This is a genomic window from Pseudoflavitalea sp. G-6-1-2 (assembly GCF_012927185.1).
Lineage (GTDB): Bacteria > Bacteroidota > Bacteroidia > Chitinophagales > Chitinophagaceae > Pseudobacter.
In genome coordinates this window covers 1332186-1350669 of record NZ_JABBGB010000003.1, presented here as the reverse complement: position 1 = coordinate 1350669, position 18484 = coordinate 1332186, and the positions used below count along the sequence as shown (strand labels likewise).

15 protein-coding genes are annotated in these 18484 nt (G+C 47.3%); 4 read left to right on the top strand and 11 right to left on the bottom strand.

What is annotated here, in order from left to right; translation table 11 throughout:
• Positions 1-17: 17 nt before the first annotated feature.
• From HHL16_RS22840 to bla, 8 genes are all read right to left on the bottom strand, one after another.
• A complete protein-coding gene (locus HHL16_RS22840) occupies positions 18-2537 on the bottom strand; it encodes an outer membrane beta-barrel family protein (protein ID WP_169427647.1) in 2520 nt (839 codons plus the stop codon).
• 120 nt (positions 2538-2657) lie between these two features.
• Positions 2658-4766: a carboxy terminal-processing peptidase gene (locus HHL16_RS22835; protein WP_169427646.1), complete on the bottom strand. Its 2109-nt coding sequence runs from the start codon at positions 4764-4766 to the stop codon at positions 2658-2660.
• A gap of 39 nt (positions 4767-4805) precedes the next feature.
• The gene (gene glk / locus HHL16_RS22830; protein WP_240966295.1) at positions 4806-5870 is read right to left on the bottom strand and encodes a glucokinase; all 1065 of its coding nucleotides are present in this window, start codon (positions 5868-5870) and stop codon (positions 4806-4808) included.
• A 58-nt stretch (positions 5871-5928) separates the two neighbouring features.
• On the bottom strand, positions 5929-6966 hold the full coding sequence (locus HHL16_RS22825) for a GSCFA domain-containing protein (protein ID WP_240966294.1): 1038 nt from the start codon (positions 6964-6966) through the stop codon (positions 5929-5931).
• Positions 6947-7813, bottom strand: a complete 867-nt coding sequence (locus tag HHL16_RS22820) for a hydroxymethylglutaryl-CoA lyase (protein ID WP_169427645.1) — start codon at positions 7811-7813, stop codon at positions 6947-6949. Before HHL16_RS22820 ends, HHL16_RS22825 begins: the two co-directional genes overlap by 20 nt.
• 18 nt (positions 7814-7831) lie before the next feature.
• Positions 7832-8614, bottom strand: a complete 783-nt coding sequence (gene rlmB, locus HHL16_RS22815; protein WP_169427644.1) for a 23S rRNA (guanosine(2251)-2'-O)-methyltransferase RlmB — start codon at positions 8612-8614, stop codon at positions 7832-7834.
• On the bottom strand, positions 8598-9158 hold the full coding sequence (locus HHL16_RS22810) for an NUDIX hydrolase (RefSeq protein WP_169427643.1): 561 nt from the start codon (positions 9156-9158) through the stop codon (positions 8598-8600). Before HHL16_RS22810 ends, rlmB begins: the two co-directional genes overlap by 17 nt.
• Positions 9159-9197: 39 nt before the next feature.
• Positions 9198-10076: a subclass B3 metallo-beta-lactamase gene (gene bla, locus HHL16_RS22805; protein ID WP_169427642.1), complete on the bottom strand. Its 879-nt coding sequence runs from the start codon at positions 10074-10076 to the stop codon at positions 9198-9200.
• A gap of 147 nt (positions 10077-10223) precedes the next feature.
• On the opposite strand from bla, the gene HHL16_RS22800 reads away from it, so the two are divergent.
• Complete coding sequence (locus HHL16_RS22800) at positions 10224-11684, top strand: M48 family metalloprotease (protein ID WP_169427641.1); 1461 nt, start codon at positions 10224-10226, stop codon at positions 11682-11684.
• Between the two features lie 23 nt (positions 11685-11707).
• On the top strand, positions 11708-13291 hold the full coding sequence (locus HHL16_RS22795) for a DUF6770 family protein (RefSeq protein ID WP_169427640.1): 1584 nt from the start codon (positions 11708-11710) through the stop codon (positions 13289-13291).
• Positions 13292-13431: 140 nt separating this feature from the next.
• Here HHL16_RS22795 and metK read toward each other — a convergent pair whose 3' ends face one another.
• Genes metK through HHL16_RS22780 form a run of 3 tightly spaced genes read right to left on the bottom strand, consistent with a single transcriptional unit; the run spans position 13432 to position 17060 of the window.
• A complete protein-coding gene (gene metK, locus HHL16_RS22790; RefSeq protein ID WP_346766854.1) occupies positions 13432-14688 on the bottom strand; it encodes a methionine adenosyltransferase in 1257 nt (418 codons plus the stop codon).
• 42 nt (positions 14689-14730) lie between these two features.
• Complete coding sequence (locus HHL16_RS22785; protein WP_169427638.1) at positions 14731-16203, bottom strand: DUF4270 family protein; 1473 nt, start codon at positions 16201-16203, stop codon at positions 14731-14733.
• 44 nt (positions 16204-16247) lie between these two features.
• Positions 16248-17060 carry a glycogen/starch synthase gene (locus tag HHL16_RS22780; RefSeq protein WP_169427637.1) on the bottom strand — a complete coding sequence of 271 codons (813 nt, stop codon included), beginning with the start codon at positions 17058-17060 and terminating at the stop codon, positions 16248-16250.
• A gap of 108 nt (positions 17061-17168) precedes the next feature.
• Between HHL16_RS22780 and panC the strand changes: the two genes are divergently transcribed.
• Positions 17169-18017 carry a pantoate--beta-alanine ligase gene (panC, locus tag HHL16_RS22775; RefSeq protein WP_169427636.1) on the top strand — a complete coding sequence of 283 codons (849 nt, stop codon included), beginning with the start codon at positions 17169-17171 and terminating at the stop codon, positions 18015-18017.
• Between the two features lie 118 nt (positions 18018-18135).
• Positions 18136-18480, top strand: coding sequence for an aspartate 1-decarboxylase (gene panD / locus HHL16_RS22770; protein WP_127125585.1), 345 nt, complete (start codon positions 18136-18138; stop codon positions 18478-18480).
• Positions 18481-18484 lie beyond the last annotated feature (4 nt).

The following is an 18484-nucleotide window of genomic DNA, read 5'->3' as shown; positions in this document are numbered from 1 at the left end:
TATTTCTTTCCGGTCAATTAGTCTTTGAACATTTCATCGCCGCCACCACGCTCCTTTTTAAATAGCGAGAAATCGTTCTTCCCGAACTTCCAGGTGAAAGTGATACGTGCGGATCGGATATTTCTTCTTCTGTAAAAATCCTGATAGAAATTCTCCGTATCGTAGATGGCGCCAAAACGCGATGAGTTGAGCACATCATTCACGGCAACGGTTACAGAAGCCTTATCTTTCAGGAAATCTTTGCGCAGCGCCAAATCCACGCCGTACCTGGCTTTGCGCTTACCTTGCGGAATCACTTCAGCAGATTCATACTCTCCGATCGCCTGAAAACTCAGTTTGTTCCATATCGGCGAACGGCTGCTGATCTTATAGTTTGCAGTGATCTTTCCTTCCCAGTTGAAACCTTCATTGCTGAGATCGGTATGGGCAAGCTTTGCATTCACTTTGGTGTATTGCAGATTTACTGTTGGTGTAAAATCGAAGCTGCTGCCGATCTTTTGCTGAAGCGTTAATTCCAGTCCGTAATTTTGTTCGCTGTTGGCATTGATGAATGTGCTGAGAATCGCATTCGGGTCCACCGCTGCATTGTTGAGCTGCTTGTATTGCTCTGCCGTGAGAGTATCGCTGAATTGTGTGATCTCGTCGGTTGAATGTCGGAAATAGATCACACCAAGAAAGCTGCCTCCCGTGTAGGTTTTATTGTAGTTGAACTCGAACGAATTGGTGAACTCCGGCGTAAGATTCGGATTACCCATACGCAGGTTCAACGGATCGTTGATGTCTACAAATGGATTCATGTTCCAGAAGTTCGGACGGCGGATCCTGCGGGTATAGTTCAGTTGCAGCTCATCGTTATCTGTGAGCTTTTTAGTGAGGAACACACTGGGGAAAAGCGATTTGAACAAATTGCCGATCTCCTTTGGATACTCGTACCCGAATTTCTTTGCGCTATCTATCAGATCGCCATCGAACCTTGAATATTCTGCACGAAGCCCCACCTGATAACCGATACTGCCGATCTTATCGGTGTAGGTTATATAAGCCGCATTGATCATCTCACGATACTTGTAGTGATTGCTCAGCGGCAGTTTCACTGGTGTACCTGTATTGAGCGACAATGCATCGAAGCGTGTTGTGTAATTGTTGATGAAGCTGCGCACGCCTGTTTCGAGTTTGGCATGCTCTCCTTTCGGATTCACGAAATCTACCTGAACGGTGAGTTGATCTCCATTGCTGGTTCCATCGTTGTGCACGAGGTTGTCGGCTGCAAACGCACTGCCATCGGGCTTCTGGTAAGTATTGAGGATGCGCGTGAAATCGCGGCTGTCGCTCCAGCTGTAGTTCACATCGGCACTCAGCTCTCTTCCGGGCGATGCAAATTTATGTTTGTACAGCAGCTGAGAATTGTTGCGCAGAAATTTTGCTTCGTTGTCCGAAGTTCTGTATCCGAAATGATCTGCGAGTTTCGCTGCCGTGAAATATTGTTGTTCCTGACGTTCGCCGGTAGTGAAACGTCCGTCTGTGAAGTTATGCGATAACGTAATGGTGTTGCGGTTATCGAGAAAATAATCGACGCCGAAACGCAGTGAGGTGAACGATCTGCTGCGATCCCCTCTGGAGAATTGATTGAAGTAATTGCTCACTTCGCCTTTCGCGAAATTGGTACGATAGGTTTCGCCTCTGGCTGTGCCTCCGGATTTATTGTAGTTGCCGCTCACAAAGAAATTGAATTTGTTCTGGCGAAGATTCAGGCTCAATCCACCGGTGAGAATACCGGGTGTTCCGATGCCTGCTGTGGCCAGTCCGTTCAGTCCGAGTTTGCGGTTCTTCTTCAGAATGATATTGATCACACCGCCGGTGCTTGCCGCATCGAATTGTGCAGATGGATTGGTGATCAGCTCTACGCGTTCGATATTGTCTGCTGGTATCTGATCGAGTGAAAGAATGGTGGGGCGTCCATCCACAAAGATCTGCGGTGCACGGTTTCTCAGATTTACATTTCCATCCACATCCACATTCACCGAAGGGATATTCTTCATTACATCGATGGCTGTTCCTCCGCTGGATGTGATATTGCGTTCCACATCAAATACTTTCCGGTCGATGCCCATCTGCAATGCAGGTTTGGAACCAACAACCGTTACGGTGTTGAGGTACTGCGCTTCGGCTTCGGCCCTGATATTGCCGAGATCCGTTTCTACCGGTCCCTCGCCTTTTCCTTTTCTGCTGAAGGCAACTGTCTGGCTGATCTCTTTGTATCCGATAGCAGTGATCTGCAAACGAAACGAATCAGCAGCATTCAGCTGATCGATGCTGAAGTCGCCGTTCTGCCGGGTGAGCATTCCACCGGCAAGGCTATCGCCCGCGCCGGATAACAGATACAGGCGGATACTGGCTGCATCGATGCCTTTACCTGTTTTGCCATCCACCACTTTGCCGTACAAACGGCCTTTCGGTTTTTCGTTATGTGTAATTGCCTGACTGAAAGATTGCCATGCGAAGAAAAGAGAAAGAAGAAGGAAGAGTATTTTTTTCATCACCCCAATTGACGTCAGTTGATTATCAAAGTATGCGCGCAGCAAAAATATTAAGGAATGATTGGCATCTGCGACCGTTCAACAGCCGCAGATGCCAATGATGTATGAGGTGAAAACAGCTTAACTGTTATGACGATTGCTTCTGAACCAGGTTTGCATTACCCAAACTGCTTCGGAGAGGAAGAGGTCTTTCTTGAGGCTGTTGAGCCATGAACGATTGCTGTCGTTACGGAATTGTTCTTTGTTTTTCAGCTCTTCCTGCACATCGGCAGTATTGATCACCGGCAGGCTGTCTGTTGTGATCAGCATTTTGCGGATCTGCGCGATGTTCTGCTGCAGTTGTTTTTTCTCTGCTCTGAATTTGGTGAGCTGCATGGCATGCATGCTGCTTCTGTTATCGAGCCAGCTGATCTGCCTGCGAAGTGCCAGCAGCAGCGAATCCTGTGTTAGCCTGTTCCCTGCGGCAGCGATAGTGTTCTTCACTTCTTCGCTGTGATTGGATACAACAAATGGCGCCGGCGCGATGGTATCCCATTTCAATGCAGTTGGATTGTCTTTCTCCTGAATTTTATATGGCTCATAAATTCCGGGCAGCAGAATATCCGGAGACACTCCTTTCAGTTGTGTAGTGCCGCCAGTGATGCGGTAATATTTCTGCAGCGTGATATGGATGGTTCCCAGATCTATGTTGTCGATGCTGTAAGTCTGTTTGTTGTCGCTCACGCCAAATCCGCGTTGCACGGAGCCTTTGCCGTAGGTAGAGCTTGCACCGATAACGATGCCGCGATGATAATCCTGAATGGCGGCTGCAAAGATCTCTGCAGCGGATGCACTCATTTCGTTCACCATCACTACCAGCGGTCCGTCGTAGAGTACATTGGCATTGCGCACCTGGCTCACGTAAGGCGCTCCGGTAGCGGATTTCACCTGCACCACCGGACCTTCCTTGATGAAGAGTCCTACCATGTTGATCACTTCGGAGAGACTTCCTCCGGAATTGTCGCGGATATCGATCACTACTCCATCTACATTTTCCGCTTTGAGTTTTTCCAGCTCAACGGCCATGTCCGTAGCACAGCTTCTGCCATTGGCATCGCCGAAGTTGGTGTAGAATTTAGGGAAAGTGATATAACCGATCTTTCCTGAATCGTTGTTGATGATAGCGCTTTTCACGAATGTGTCTTCGAGTTGAAGCGCTTCTCTTTTCATGGTCACTTCGCGGAGCGAGCCATCGTTCTTGCGGAAGGTGATCACTACGGTGGTTCCTTTTTGTCCGCGTGTGAGTTTGATCACTTCACTGATGGCGAGACCTGCGAGGTCGGTGCCTTTGTCTGATCCACCCTGTGATACTTTCACGAGCACGTCGCCTTTTTCAACTTGTCCGGATTTCCAGGCTGGTCCTCCGATCATCAGTTCGGCGATGCTCACTTTACCCTGGGCTTCCTGCAAGAGCGCTCCGATGCCGTAGTAGATGCCGCTCATGCCTTCCTGAAACTCTCTGCGGTCAACCGGCAGAAAGTAGCTGCTATGCGGATCGTAGAGGTTTATCACACTGTTGAGATAGAGATTGAATGCCTCTTCGTCTACTGTGAGTTTGAGAATATTTTCGATGCTGCGTTTTTCGATGCGGCCAACGGTTTCGCGGGCTTTTGCTTCGAGCTGTGCTTCGCTGCTGGCAGCTGTATCTTTTTTCTTCTGTTCGGTAAGATCATCGAAGTGAACAAGCACCTGGTATTTGAGGTAATTCTTCCAGCGTGCTTTGAGTTCGTCCGCAGATTTGCTGTAGAGGATATTTTTAGGTTGATCGTTGAAGTACTCGTCGCTGGAGAAAGAGAATGGATGTGCCAGCAATTCGTTGATGAGCTTTTCAGCATCTTTCACGCGCTGCTTGTAAACCTCGTTCACCACTTTGTAGAACTGCACCATTTTGCCGCGCATTTCATCGTCGAGCTGCCATTCGAATTGTTTGAATCGCGTGATGTCTGCTTTGAGGAAAAAACGTTTGCCGGGATCGAGCTGCTGCAGATATTCGTTAAACACCTGCGTGGAGAAATGATCGTTCAGCGGTTGCGGCGCATAATGGATCTGCTGCAGCATGCCGGTGGTATTGTGAAAGACCAGATCGATGTTATCAGCCACTTTGCTCTTTTGTGCAAAAGCGGAGATACTGAACAGGCTAATGGTGGCACCTGCAAGCAATGTACGGTTTAAAAAAGAAAAGCACTTCATGTTCTACCCTCTTTAGGCGGTTATTGATGATCGTTGAAATTAGCTGGATTGTCCGTATGCGCCGAACCATGCTGCGCCCGACAATCCTGTCTGTTCGTTGTTGATGATGCGGATAGGTACACCTTCAAGCAGATGCTGCATGCGGTCGCTATCCATATAATGACTGAAAAAATTCTCTCTTTGTAAAAGTCCGGCAATCTTCGGCGGTATGCCTCCTCCGAGGAAGAGACCGCCTGTTGCTTTCATTTTCAATACCAGATTGGCTGCTTCATGCCCAAGATAACGAACATAATGTTTCATTGTATGCACACAGATCTCTGCTTCGTTGAGTGCGGCGGCATTGCTGATGCGGGCTGAAGGGTGAGCCTCTGTTTTCCAGACCTCTGTAAGCCATTTGGGTTCCTCCATTTTTTGTACATCGCGGAGAAACTGATAGATGTCCCAGATGCCGGGACCTGCCACCACTTTCTCCCAGCTTACAACGCCATAGAGCTCCTGCAAGTATTGAGTGAGTTCAAAATCGAGGCCCGATCTTGGCGAGAAATCGCAGTGTCCGCCTTCTGTTGGGAAGGGAAAGTAGTGATTTCCATTCCAGTAGAGCCCTGCTTCGCCCAATCCGGTGCCGGGAGCCAGAATGGCCATATTCCCCTTTGCATTTTCATGGCCGCCATGAAGGGTAAAGAAATCGGTAGGCTGCAATGCGGCAAGCCCGTAAGCGGTTGCCTCCAGATCGTTGATGAGACGAACAGTTTCAACACCGGTGCTTTGCTGCAGATCGGCCACACTGAGCACCCAGTTGAGATTGGTGAGTTCAACAGTCCCATCGAGCACCGGACCGGCAACACCGCAACAGATCCTTTGCGGACGATGCTCCTCCTTTCCTTTCAGAAATTCCGAAATGATATCCTGCAAAGAAGCATAATCCGATGATTTGAATTTCTGATCGCGGATGCATACCATTTCTCCGGGGGTGGCCCTGAAGATGGCGAGATGTGTTTTTGTTCCTCCGATATCTCCTGCGAGGATATTGATACCTTCTGCAGGCACCTGATCTTTTGCAGGCAGATACAAGGGTATCTCCATTCCTTTGGTAGTTACGTTCATCGTATTAAAGATACAGGATTATTCTATCGGGAGTAAAGGAATGTGATGAGCGATTTCGCTAGGATTTTGCGAAATATTGCAGCTCATCGTCCAGATTCAGAAAAGGAAATTGCTGCTTCAGTTCCTTGGCTTTCTCATGCTGCGATTGCAGAAATTTCCGATGCGCATTTGTTTCTGCATGAAAGGGCTTATGCTTCCGCGCAATCGCCAGCTTGCGCAGTTCAGCCGCCAGCTGCTGTGCAGGTTCTTCCACAAAATTGCCCATGAATTTATCCAGCACAAATTGTGTGGCTGCATAATTCGGATGCGCCATATCGATATCGAAGAACCGGTAATCGCGCAGCACATCCACCACCAGTTCGTATGCGGGGAAATAATAAAGCCTGTCGAATTTATTCACCAGATGATGCACCACTTCTATGAGGCGTGCCTTGCTTCTGTTGTTTTCGGTAACGCCATCGCGGAGATGACGAACGGGAGAAATGGTGAAGATGGTTTTGATGTTCCTGTTGAAGTAACGAACCTGATGCAGGGCATTATCCAGCACCGATTTGGTTTCTTCGATGGTCATCATATGTTTTCTGAACCACTGGTTGGGTGCACGATGACAGTTGGCCACAGCTCCTTCCACCGCTACGCCGGCGAATTGATTGGCAGGCGTACTGTCTGTGAGGCGATAACTGAAAGAGCTGCCCAGCGTAATCACCAGCCACTCCGCTTTTTTGAGAAACTCATGTGCGGCGGTTTGCGAAGCGTTGATCATTTCAACAACGGCATTCGCATCCATTCCGGAGAAGCGGCTATGATGATGCCAGCTCTGCCATACTTCGTTCAGCTGAAAAAGATCGTTGGTAGTGTATTGTTTGTTCTGCACCCAGCTCACGAGACTGTTGGCCACACTCATGGGATCGAAGAGAATGCCGTTCGGATTTTGCAGTACGTCGAATTTCAGCTCCTGCAAACTGTTACCGATATGTTCGGTAAAGCAGCTACCCACCAGCATTAAAGGTTGCTGATAGGCGATCCGCTGATCGGGAGCTGTGATATTGATATCTACCATGAAGTTCATAACAGTACTACCTATGCGTTTTTCCAAAGATCCTGTCGGCCAGTTTGAGGCTGTATGTGAGTGCATGCTGATCGAGTGGCGGCAGCATGCCTTTGCTTTCAAAATAAGGTATCATCAGTTCGGTGTTCATATTGCCCACCAGCACATCGTCGGCCATGGGGCATCCGCCTATGCCTTTGAGTGCACCGTCGAAGCGGAGGCATCCTGCCTGCAATGCTGCATCCACTTTCTCCTGCCAGTTGAATGGGGTGGAATGAAGATGAACGCCGATCTCCGTATCGGGCAAGGCTTTGATGAGATAGCCGGTGATAGTGCCCACCTGATCTGCCGTAGCAAGCCCTACGGTATCTGCCAGTGAGATGATGGTGATGCCCATATCCACCAGTTTCTCCGCCCATTTGAATACGATCTGTTCGTTCCATTCATCGCCATACGGATTGCCAAAACCCATGGACAGATACACCACCAGCTTCTTGCGTTTGCGAACACAGAGTGTCTGCATCTCGGCAACAGTGGCCAATGATTCCTGAATGGAGCTGTTGGTATTGCGTTGCTGAAAAGTTTCAGAAACGGAGAAAGGAAATCCGAGGTAACGGATCTGTTCGTATTCCAGCGCATCGAGTGCACCGCGAACATTGGCTACGATGGCAAGGAGCTCCGTTTTGGTATCGTGGAGTTCGAGCTGCGGCAGCACAAAGCGCGTATCGGCCATTTGCGGAATGGCTTTGGGCGATACGAAGCTGCCGAAATCGAGTGTTTGAAAACCTACGCGCAGCAGGGAGTTCAGGTATTCGATCTTTTGCTCAACCGGTATGATGGTTGGCCAGCCCTGCATGGCGTCGCGCGGACATTCTACAAGATGCACTGTTGACATGGATAATGATTTCTATGGTTAGCGTGCTGTACTGAACAGGCGCTGTTTCATTGCTTCGTACAGAATCATGCCCATTGCTACGGACACGTTCAGCGATTCAAATCCACCAGCCATGGGTATTTTGAAGATGCTGTCGCTGATCTTCAGCAATCCCGAAAAAACACCCTTGTCTTCACTGCCTGCGATAATACAACAAGGCTCACGGTATTCCAGTTCAAAAACAGTTTCATTGGCCGTCATTTCGGAGGCAAAAACTTTGATGCCGTTGAGATGGAGGCTGTCCACTGCTTTCATGAGGCTGTTTACGCGGCAGATATGGATGCGTTCGAGTGCGCCGGCGGAACTCTTGATGGCTTCTTCGTTGAGGGCTCCCACTCCTTTGTCCGGTATGATGATGGCCTGCGCTCCGCAGCAAAGTGCGGTACGGGCGATGGCGCCGATATTGCGTACATCGGTAACGCCGTCGAGCATTACGAACAAGGGCACTTCGCCCGATCCCACTACGTGATCGATCACCTGCTGGAGGTCCATGTACTGTACCAGTCCGGCAATGGCAATGGTTCCCTGATGATTGGCCTTTGTCATGGCATTCAGCTTCTCAGGAGGCACCTGCTGAATGGGAATATTGTGGTCTCTGGAGAGCTGACGGATCTTGCCGATAGCGTCTCCGGTAACATTGCGCTGGAAAAGGATCTTGTCAATGGCCCTTCCTGCCTCTATTGCTTCGATGATCGGTTGCCGGCCGATGATCATCGACGATTTCTTGATACCCGGCGATTGTTTTCTATGAAATCCTTCCATCTGCGATCATGAGTTTTATTTTCAGGATGGCGGCCACCGACATGGAGTCTGTGATGAGGCCCTGTTCTACCATCCGGTAAGCTTCTTCAAAGGGCAGTTTCTTTATCTGCAACTGCTCTGTTTCTTCGGGACAGGCTGTTTGCTGCGTCAGCTGCCTGGCGAGGTAAGTTACGGCATATTCGTCACTCACTGAATTGGAGAGGTGCATCTCAAGAATGGGTTCCATGCTCGCAGCTACCAGTCCGGTTTCTTCGAGCAGTTCCCTGTGTGCGGATGCGATGGGATCAGTGCCTTCCGGACTTCCCCCTTCGGGAATCTCCCAGCTGTATTGGTCGATGGTAAACCTGTACTGGCCTACGAGCCAGGTATTCAGTTCTTCGTCGAGCGGAACCACTCCTACTGCGATATTCCTGAAATGTACTTTCCCGTAAATGCCTTTTCCGCCGGAGGGGTTGATCACCTGAAATTCGGTGACACCGATCCAGGGATTGCCATATTTCTCCTCAGAACTCAGGATCTTCCAGGGGTTCTCAGTTTCATTCATGGCGCAAAAGTACAATAATGGAGGCAGTTTGCAGACGGGCTATTCCTCGGCCAGTTTTTTGTCGAAAGCTTTACGGAATTCGGCGATAGATTCGATGTAACCATTTTGGTCGATGAAGGCTTCGGGTTTGTAACCGTCGGTCTCTTTGCGTTTGCCGTGCAGATCGAACTGGCTGGCATGGGAGGCTAACCAGAGGTCGAACTTGAGGTCTTTCATCACGCCTAACGTGTAAGCATAATCGCGCAGCATATCGGGATACTCCTTCACTTCGGAGAATTTCTTTTCGATGATGATGCTGGGCATGTTTGCTATCAGTACGTGCCAGCTTCTTTTTTCATCTTTTGTATCGAGCAGGTAGCTGCAGCTGCCGGGAGTATGGCCGGGGTGATGCAGCATGGTGAGCTTTGTATCGCCGAGCGTGATGGTATCGTTGTTGCGAAGCATGCGCTCTGCTTTGATGGGTTGAAAGATGGCATGATCGGCATGGAAATAGTAATCGTTCTTGCCGCCGGTAACGAGGTTCTGTGCATCTTTTTCGTTCACCATCATCACTGCTCCTGTAGCTTTCTTTACGGCTGCCATGGCGCCTACGTGATCGTGATGCACTTGCGTGGTGAGCAGAATTCTGGTATCTGAGTATTTGAAACCGAGCGCTTCGATACTCGCTTTGATCTGCGATGCAGAAGAAGCTATGCCGGTATTGATGAGAATATTCCCTTCGGAAGTGGTGATAAGATAACAAGCCAGATCATAAGTTCCCACATAGTAGAGATTACCGGCTATTCTGAAGGGTTTATAAGAGGTTGTCCATTCTTTGGGAGGATTGGCGGGTTCTTCCACATGCTGGGCAACAACTGAAAAAGAAGCAGTAAAAAGGCAAACGATCAATGTGATCTTGGTTAGGATAGCGCGGTTCATTGCGGGTAAAAATTAATAGTGAGATTTTCGTGTATGCAAAGTTGAGGCAAAGCCAGGTCTGTTCAAACTTAAAATTATCCTAAACTTCGCGTACTTTCGCGGGTAGTTTTACGTTACTAGAAATATCCCTGAAAATTTCTGACCCTTATGTTTTCCCTTAACCCCTGTTCAAAGCTCCTCCTTTCATTGCTGTTTCTTATTTCCGTTGCACAGGCGCAGCAGCCAATGTTGTACAAGTACCAGGATCTCTCCAAAACATATTATAAAAATCAGTCGGACTCCATTCAGAAAGCATGGAAATGTCCGTCTGTATTCGATGATCGTGAAACCCAGAAGAAATACAAGGAGATCTGGGACGGCCGCACAAAGTTTATCACCGGTTCACTGGAGGATAACGATTATGTCTATGAAAAAGAGATTGCGGCCTATATCGATGGCATCATAGATCAGCTGATGAAGGCCAATCCTGCACATTTCAAATCGAAACCCATGCTGCTGCTCGATCGCAGCAGCTCAGTGAATGCTTATGCCATCGGAAATGGCATCATCGCTGTAAATATGGGACTGGTTAATTTCTGCCAGACACGGGAAGAATTGTCGCTGGTGATTGCGCATGAGCTGTCTCACAATATTCTCTCACATGCTGAGAATTCTATGAAAGACAGAGCGGAGCTGCTGGCTTCGGATGCCTACAAAGACTCGCTCAATGCTATCCTGAAATCAAAATACGAACGCCTTACCAGGCTGAACAAGGTGTTGAAGAACTTCACGTTCAACAGAAGAAAACACCAGCGTTATCACGAAGGTGATGCAGATTCACTGGCCATCCAGCTCATGAAAAAGGCCAATATTGCTTTCGACTCCCGTTTTTTTCTGCGTCTCGACAGTGCCGATATGGAATATCACACACCGCTGAAACTGGAGCTGGGTAAGTATTTCGCGGCATACGACATCACCATCGACGATGCCTGGACAAAGAAGCGCACCAAAGGATTATCAACCCGCAACTATAATTTCAAAGACTCCACCAATAATGATGATTCGTTGAAGACCCACCCTGAATGTAAGGAGAGGTACGAACGCAACAAGTTGCTTACCGATGCAGGAAGAACACTCACTCCTGTTCCGGCAGCCATCAGAGAACGCGCTAACAGAATCATTGTTTGGAATCTCTACCGGAATGATGTTATTACCGGCTCACTATACCGTATACTTCTGGAGAAAGATAAAGGCAACAACAACAACTGGTACGATCTCATGTTTGCCAATGCAATAACCAGCCTGTATTATGCAGACCGCGAGTTACACCGGTTCGGTACCATCGGTATGGTGAAAAAAGAAAATGTGTCTTCGGAATACTACCAGCTGCAGACCATGCTGGAGCAAATACCGAGGGAGCAATTGGAAACTATTGCTAAAAAGCTCGGATCAGCCTCCTTCTGGAGCAAGGCGCAGCCCGATGAAAAATCGCTGAAGAGTTTCCTCAGTACGCTCACTTTTGACGCAGATGTTTCCCGTCAAAACAGGTCAAAAGCCGCAGAGGAATTTATCAAGGCATTTCCAACCAGCCCATATATAGAATTCGCCAGCCCGTTTGAAAAGAAATAATTAACCCCCACTTTGAAATTCACATGAAAAAGGTGACCACTCTCCTGCTGGCAATCGGTATTGCAGCCAGTACGGCTTATTCGCAATCAAAAGTATTCAACGAAGTCAATTCCGGTATTTCCACACAGGTAAGCGCTATCTCACAGAATAGCGCAGTGATCGGATACCTGGCTTTTACACGGCTTGAAAAAATTACTGACGAGGAATTCAATTACAGAATATCACTGATGGATGAAAACCTTAATGATATAGGTACAATCAATTTCAAGGAAAAGGATCTTATGCTGCAGCATGTGGCCTTTGAGCAGGATGTGATCTGTCTCTCCTATGTCAAACCTGATTGGGGCAAAAGGGTTGTCAGAAAAAAGAAGCAGAAGGATGAACCAGCTCCGGATCGCAAAAACAGCCTGTTGCTTCAGTTTGTTAGCCTGGATGGAAAGATAATCGGAACTGATTCAATCCCTGTAACTGTAGTAGTGGAGAGAGCTTCAGAACTCAAACAAACTGGCCCTGCAGCAAAATTTAAGAGCAAGCCACAATTAATGTCGGTACCGAATCATGGATTTGTAAGTGTATTCGGCGATAAAAAAGGTGTTGAACTTTCTTTCTACAGTTCTCAGGGAAAACAGATCTGGAAGAAAAAAGTAGAAGAGGATATAGCTGGTGATATCAGCATACTTACTTCAGACAGCAGCGTATACCTGCTTACAAATGGCAAGGAGAATAAGAACATCAGAAGAAGCGATGTACCCAACTCGTTTGAGATACTCGGATACAATGTGAAAGAAGGAAGCGCTTATGCCAAAAGAGTGATCAAAGACAAGAAGGGACATCAGCTTGAGCTGCTGGCTTTCGGTACAGATCCTGCAACAGGCAAACCGTTCATGAGTGGAGTGCTGAAAGGCACCAGAGGATCAGCCAGCAACTATTCTCCCAATTCTCTGATGAGAGGAGAATATGCAGGACTGTTCACATACGATATCACAGGAACCCAGAAACAGGATATGAAGGAAACCTTTACCTACTGGGACGATAATTCCAATGCGCAGATCACACAAAAAGGATTCAACATCGAGCATAATTCTTATCCGCTGATACAAAACTCTTTCAGAGACTTTGAAGGCAACACTTATTTTGCTGCTGATGGAATAAGAAGAAAAGTACGTCCCGGAAGAATTATCGGCAGTTTATTTATTGTACCACTTTCTGTATTCAATCCCGTTATTCTTCTTACAGTAGGTACCCGCAGTGCGAAACTGGGCGATCCCCTGATTTATAAATTGGGGGCTAACGGGCAGCTTACAACCAGCACTATTTTCGAGGGAGAAAAAAGCAAATGGTACCCGGCCAGATCACCATTGTATTATACAGGTTCCAAAAGCTACTTGCCTGTAGCCAACAGTGATCTTAAACAACAGTATCTGGTGGTGAATGAAACTAATAAAAGCAGTATTTATAATGTTGCTACCAAGAAGGTGGTTCGAAGCATTCCTACTTCCGACAAGAATATCGTAAGAGGGGTAACCCGTGCCAAGGATGGTCATATACTCATTACGGAATACAACAAAAAGGAGAAGTATACCAGAATCTCCATCGAGGCACTGTAAAACAAACTGCCTGCACATCATACCAAAGGGATTGTTCTTTCCGAACAATCCTTTTGCTTTATAGGGCATCAGTTAAAGCTACCCCAACAAAAAAGCCTCTTCAGTTAAGAAGAGGCTTTTTCTTTTTTGTGCCGACAAAATTATTTGATAGCGAAAGCTTTTTTCACCTTGCTCACGTAATCGAGTTTTTCCCAGGTGAAGAGCTCTACTTTTTTCTTGATTGTTTTTCCGCCGGGCGTGCTGAAGGTTTTCTCAACCACTTCAGGTTTGCGGCCCATATGACCATATGCAGCAGTTTCGCTGTAGATGGGGTTGCGGAGTTTCAGGCGCTGTTCGATGAAGTAAGGACGCATATCGAACAACTCGGAAACGATCTTCGCAATCTGACCGTCGGTTTTCTTCACTTTGGAAGTTCCGTAGGTGTTAACGTAGATGCCCATTGGCTGTGCTACGCCGATTGCATAAGAAACCTGTACCAGCACTTCGTCGCAAACACCGGCAGCTACCAGGTTCTTGGCAATGTGACGGGTTGCGTAAGCAGCTGAACGGTCTACTTTGGAAGGATCTTTTCCGCTGAATGCACCACCACCGTGTGCACCTTTACCACCGTAAGTATCTACGATGATCTTACGGCCTGTGAGACCGGTATCGCCGTGTGGTCCGCCAATTACGAACTTACCGGTTGGGTTGATATGATATTTGATCTTACCTGCAAACAGGTGAGCGTATTTCTTGTATTTAGCCTGAACGCGTGGGATGAGGATATTGATCATGTCTTTCTTGATCTTATCCTGCATTTTAGCTTCAGTGGCAAAGTCGTCGTGCTGTGTGGAGATCACGATAGCATCGATGCGAACAGGTTTATTGTTATCATCATACTCCAGTGTTACCTGACTTTTTGCATCGGGACGGAGGTAAGTGATCTCTTTATTTTCGCGACGGAGAGCAGCCAGTTCGATCAGCAGCTTGTGAGCCAGATCGAGTGCCAGCGGCATGTAATCTTCGGTTTCGTTGGTAGCGTATCCGAACATCATTCCCTGATCGCCTGCACCTTGCTCTTCTTTCTTCTTCTTATCAACACCCTGATTGATGTCTGATGATTGCTCGTGAATAGCAGACAGTACACCACAGGAATGTGCTTCAAACATATACTCGCTCTTAGTGTATCCGATCTTGCGGATCACACCTCTTGCAATTTCCTGAACATCGAGATATGCAGAAGATTTCACCTCACCGGCCAGTACAACCTGACCAGTTGTAACCAGCGTTTCGCAGGCTACTTTTGATTGAGGGTCGAATGCGAGAAAGTTATCGATCAACGCGTCGGAGATCTGGTCGGCTACTTTATCAGGATGGCCTTCAGACACACTTTCAGAAGTAAATAAATAAGGCATGATGATTTAATTAGTTAGATAGTGGCGCAAATATAAGTGGCCAGATCAGATTTTGGAATAAATAATTCGAATCCTCGCTTTCTGTGTGGCATGATTGCCTCCACCCAGCACTACCCTTCCGTTTGAAATGGGGGTATTGATCGTAAGGGACGGGAAATTGATGTTTGCCACAGATTTTCCGTCTGGTGTGGAAATATGCGGATGCGTTTCGAGCGGAGCATACACGCGCATCGTTTTGAAAGCCCGCAGGTTCTTGGTTACGAGGCTTTGCATATAGCGGGTAAGATTGAATACGTAATTCTTGTTGGAGGTACTGTAGAAACCGCCCTGGTTAGCCACATCATAATAGTTAGGGGCAGATCCGGTATACACAAAATCGTTGCGAACGGTAAATGAACTGTCGCGTGTTTCGTTCACCATATCGATAAACATCAGCGATGGCGGCGTATACAGGTTATCGTCCGTGGCATCGATGCGCGGCAATATGAGTTCTGCTTTATGCACCACTCTGTTCACTGTTTTGAAGGTATCCAGGCCAGGAATGGTAACGGTTGCATAAGATCCGGGAGTGCTTTGGATAAACACTTTATCGTCTTTGACATTGCCGTTCAGCAGGTAATTTTTGTAATCATGCGCAGGCGTCTGTCTGATCAGCGATGCGTAGTTGGCCGCATATCTGTAGGCAGGATAACCGGTGGCGCCCGCAACGAAGTAAGGAGAAATGGTATCTTTTATGCCATTCTTGATCACGCGGCAATAAACCATTAACCTGCTCTTGTCGGCAGCGAGGTTGAAGTATGCCAGTGATCTCTTTGCCGGAGAAGCATTGTTGGCTTTGAAAACCAGGCCTCTGAACTTTCTTACGAAGTTGGAATCTGTTTTATAATCGGTAGCCGTATCGAGAGCCAGCAGTTGCTGACCGATATTGTTATCGAGACGGATTCTCAGTTCATTGTTTGTGCGGATGGAGTCGGTTCCGTTGTTAACGTAGTACACAGAATCGTTGAGGGTTCTGAAGTCAACCGATTTTGTTCCGATCACACCGCCTGTAGTGGCAAATGGAGCATGGCTGATTCTGTAATTGCTGGGCTCCCAGAAATTAGAACCTGCATTGCTGATCTGCGTAACATCGATGTTTTGTACGGAGGTGGAATCTGCGTAGAGTCCCTGATAAGCGAGTGATACCACCACCGAATCGATCGTCACAGAGTCTTTATTGATAAAAGGATTCGCCGAAGTGGGGATAAAACCTACATAAAGGTCTGCGGTAGTGTTTCCGAAAACAGGGTCGTCTCCGATCTGGCCGAGCGGGAAGATATCGTTATAGTTGAGACGGGTGGTATCCGGATAAAGGAAGTTATCGGTTTCCACTTCCAGAATGGTCTCGAACGTATGCACGTTGTCTACCGCGGGGATCAGATCCGTGCCCAGGTCAGTAGCATCAGGTTTTGTACAGGAACTATAAATCAACAGTCCGGCAATAGCCGTTACAACCGGGGCAAAGATTTTCCTATTCACGCAGAGATGGTTATTTATAAAAGTAGGTTACAGAAATTGAATGCTTATTTAGCAAGGTCGGAATACAATTGTAAATAGTCTGTTAAATCAGACTCAGCATTATACGTCAACACTTTCTTTCCCTTCACTTTACCAAACTCTTCTATCAGTTTCTTATCAACTTTATCGGCACCGAAAGTGATGGCGTCGGCATAAGTGGCACCTCCTCTCATCATACCCACGTTATTGGCATCCTTGTACGGTTCAAGGTCTTTTTCCTTGATGTTTGGGTTGATGTTGGAGATTTTGAGAAAGTCTGCACCCAGTTTTTCCTTGAAAGTGGTATTGCCGATGGTGTAGATCATTTTGCTGTGGGCAAATACGGGTTCTTTCTTATACGCTGTTTTCTGGAACAGGGGTATGAGGCCGGTCATCCAGCCTGAGCAATGAATGATGTCTGGCGGCCATCCGAATTTTTTTACGGTTTCCATGGCGCCTTTTGCGAAGAAAACAGCTCTGAGACCATTGTCGTCGAACCATTTTTCCTGCTCATCATGAAAAATATACTTGCGTTTGAAAAGATCTTCGTTGTCGAGAAAATAAACCTGCAAACGGGCATTGGGGAGAGAAGCCACTTTGATCTGCAGCGGGTAATCGTCGTTATCAACACTTACATTGATCCCTGAAAGGCGCACCACTTCGTGCAAACGGTGCCTGCGTTCATTGATCACTCCGAACCGGGGCATAATGCAACGTACTTCATATCCATTTTCATTTGCTTTTATCGCCAGACGATTGACAGTTTCTGAAAATTCTGTCATTTCCAGATAAGGAGACATTTCGTTGGCAATAAATAAAATTCTTTTCTTTGTCAGCATTATGATATTAATTGTTTAAGCCACCCTTGAAAAACAGGGTGCAAAGTTAAGGTTTTTTAATTAAACAAGGGGCCAGACCCGGCCTTCCGCCCATAACATAACAGACCAATGCTTATTATCAAACAAGCAGCCCGCCTGCAGCAATACCTTCAGCAACAGGCTGAACGCGGACTGATTTCCGGATTCGTACCAACCATGGGAGCCCTCCATCAGGGCCATATCTCGCTCATTGCAGAAGCCCGCAAACAAGCTGGCATAACGGTTTGCAGCATATTTGTGAATCCTACGCAGTTCAACGATCCATCGGATTTCGACAAGTATCCAAAAACAATTGAACAAGATGTGTTGCTGCTCGAAAAAGCAGGAACAGATATACTTTTTTTACCATCCGTTGAGGAGGTTTATCCAACCGGTTTAACAAATCTTGAACATTATGAGCTGGGTTACCTCGAAACAATTCTCGAAGGGAAGTTCCGTCCCGGTCACTTTCAGGGAGTATGTCAGGTGATGTTCCGCCTGCTCAGTCTGGTAAAACCCGATCTGCTGTTCATGGGACAGAAAGATTTTCAGCAATGCATGGTGGTGAAAAAACTGCTGGAGATCATGCAAAGTTCAACGCAACTCATCCCCGCTCCTACGGTTCGGGAGGAAAGCGGACTTGCCATGAGCAGTCGCAATATGCGTCTCAGCGCCGAAGCAAAAGATGCAGCAACCACCATTTCGCAGGCATTGAAAGAGATCAAAGCCAATCTGGGCCAGCAACCTGTTGCAACACTGAAATCGAACGCAGTGGCAACATTGGAAAAAGCAGGGTTCACTGTGGATTATGTGGAGATCGCGAATGCAGACAATCTGGAGCTGACAGAGAACTGGGATGGCAAAGCGCCGCTGGTAGCGTTGGTAGCAGCCTTTATCGGAGGCGTGAGGCTGATCGATAATATGATTGTAACCAATTGAAAATGATAATTGCCCGCAGGCTGCGATTTATGTCAGCAAACTTTTTTAGCTTGCGGCCGTTTTATTACAGGCGACTTTTGAAATATGCCGCCTACACCTAACAACAAACCACCCGATCATGGATATCGAAGTGCTCAAATCGAAGGTACACAGGGCAGTAATTACCGAAGCAAATCTCAATTATGTAGGTAGTCTTACATTGGACGAAAATCTGATGGAAGCGGCCAATATGATCGAGAACGAAAAGATACAGGTAGTGAACGTAAACAACGGTACACGTATCGAAACATATCTCATCAAAGGAAAACGTGGTTCAGGCGTTTGTTGCCTCAATGGGCCCGCAGCCCGCCAGGGCGCCGTTGGCGATACAGTTATTATCATTTCCTATGCGAGAATGGATTTTGAAAAGGCAAAAACTTTCAAACCATGGATCGTATTTCCCAAGGAAGGTAATATCTTGTAAAAAA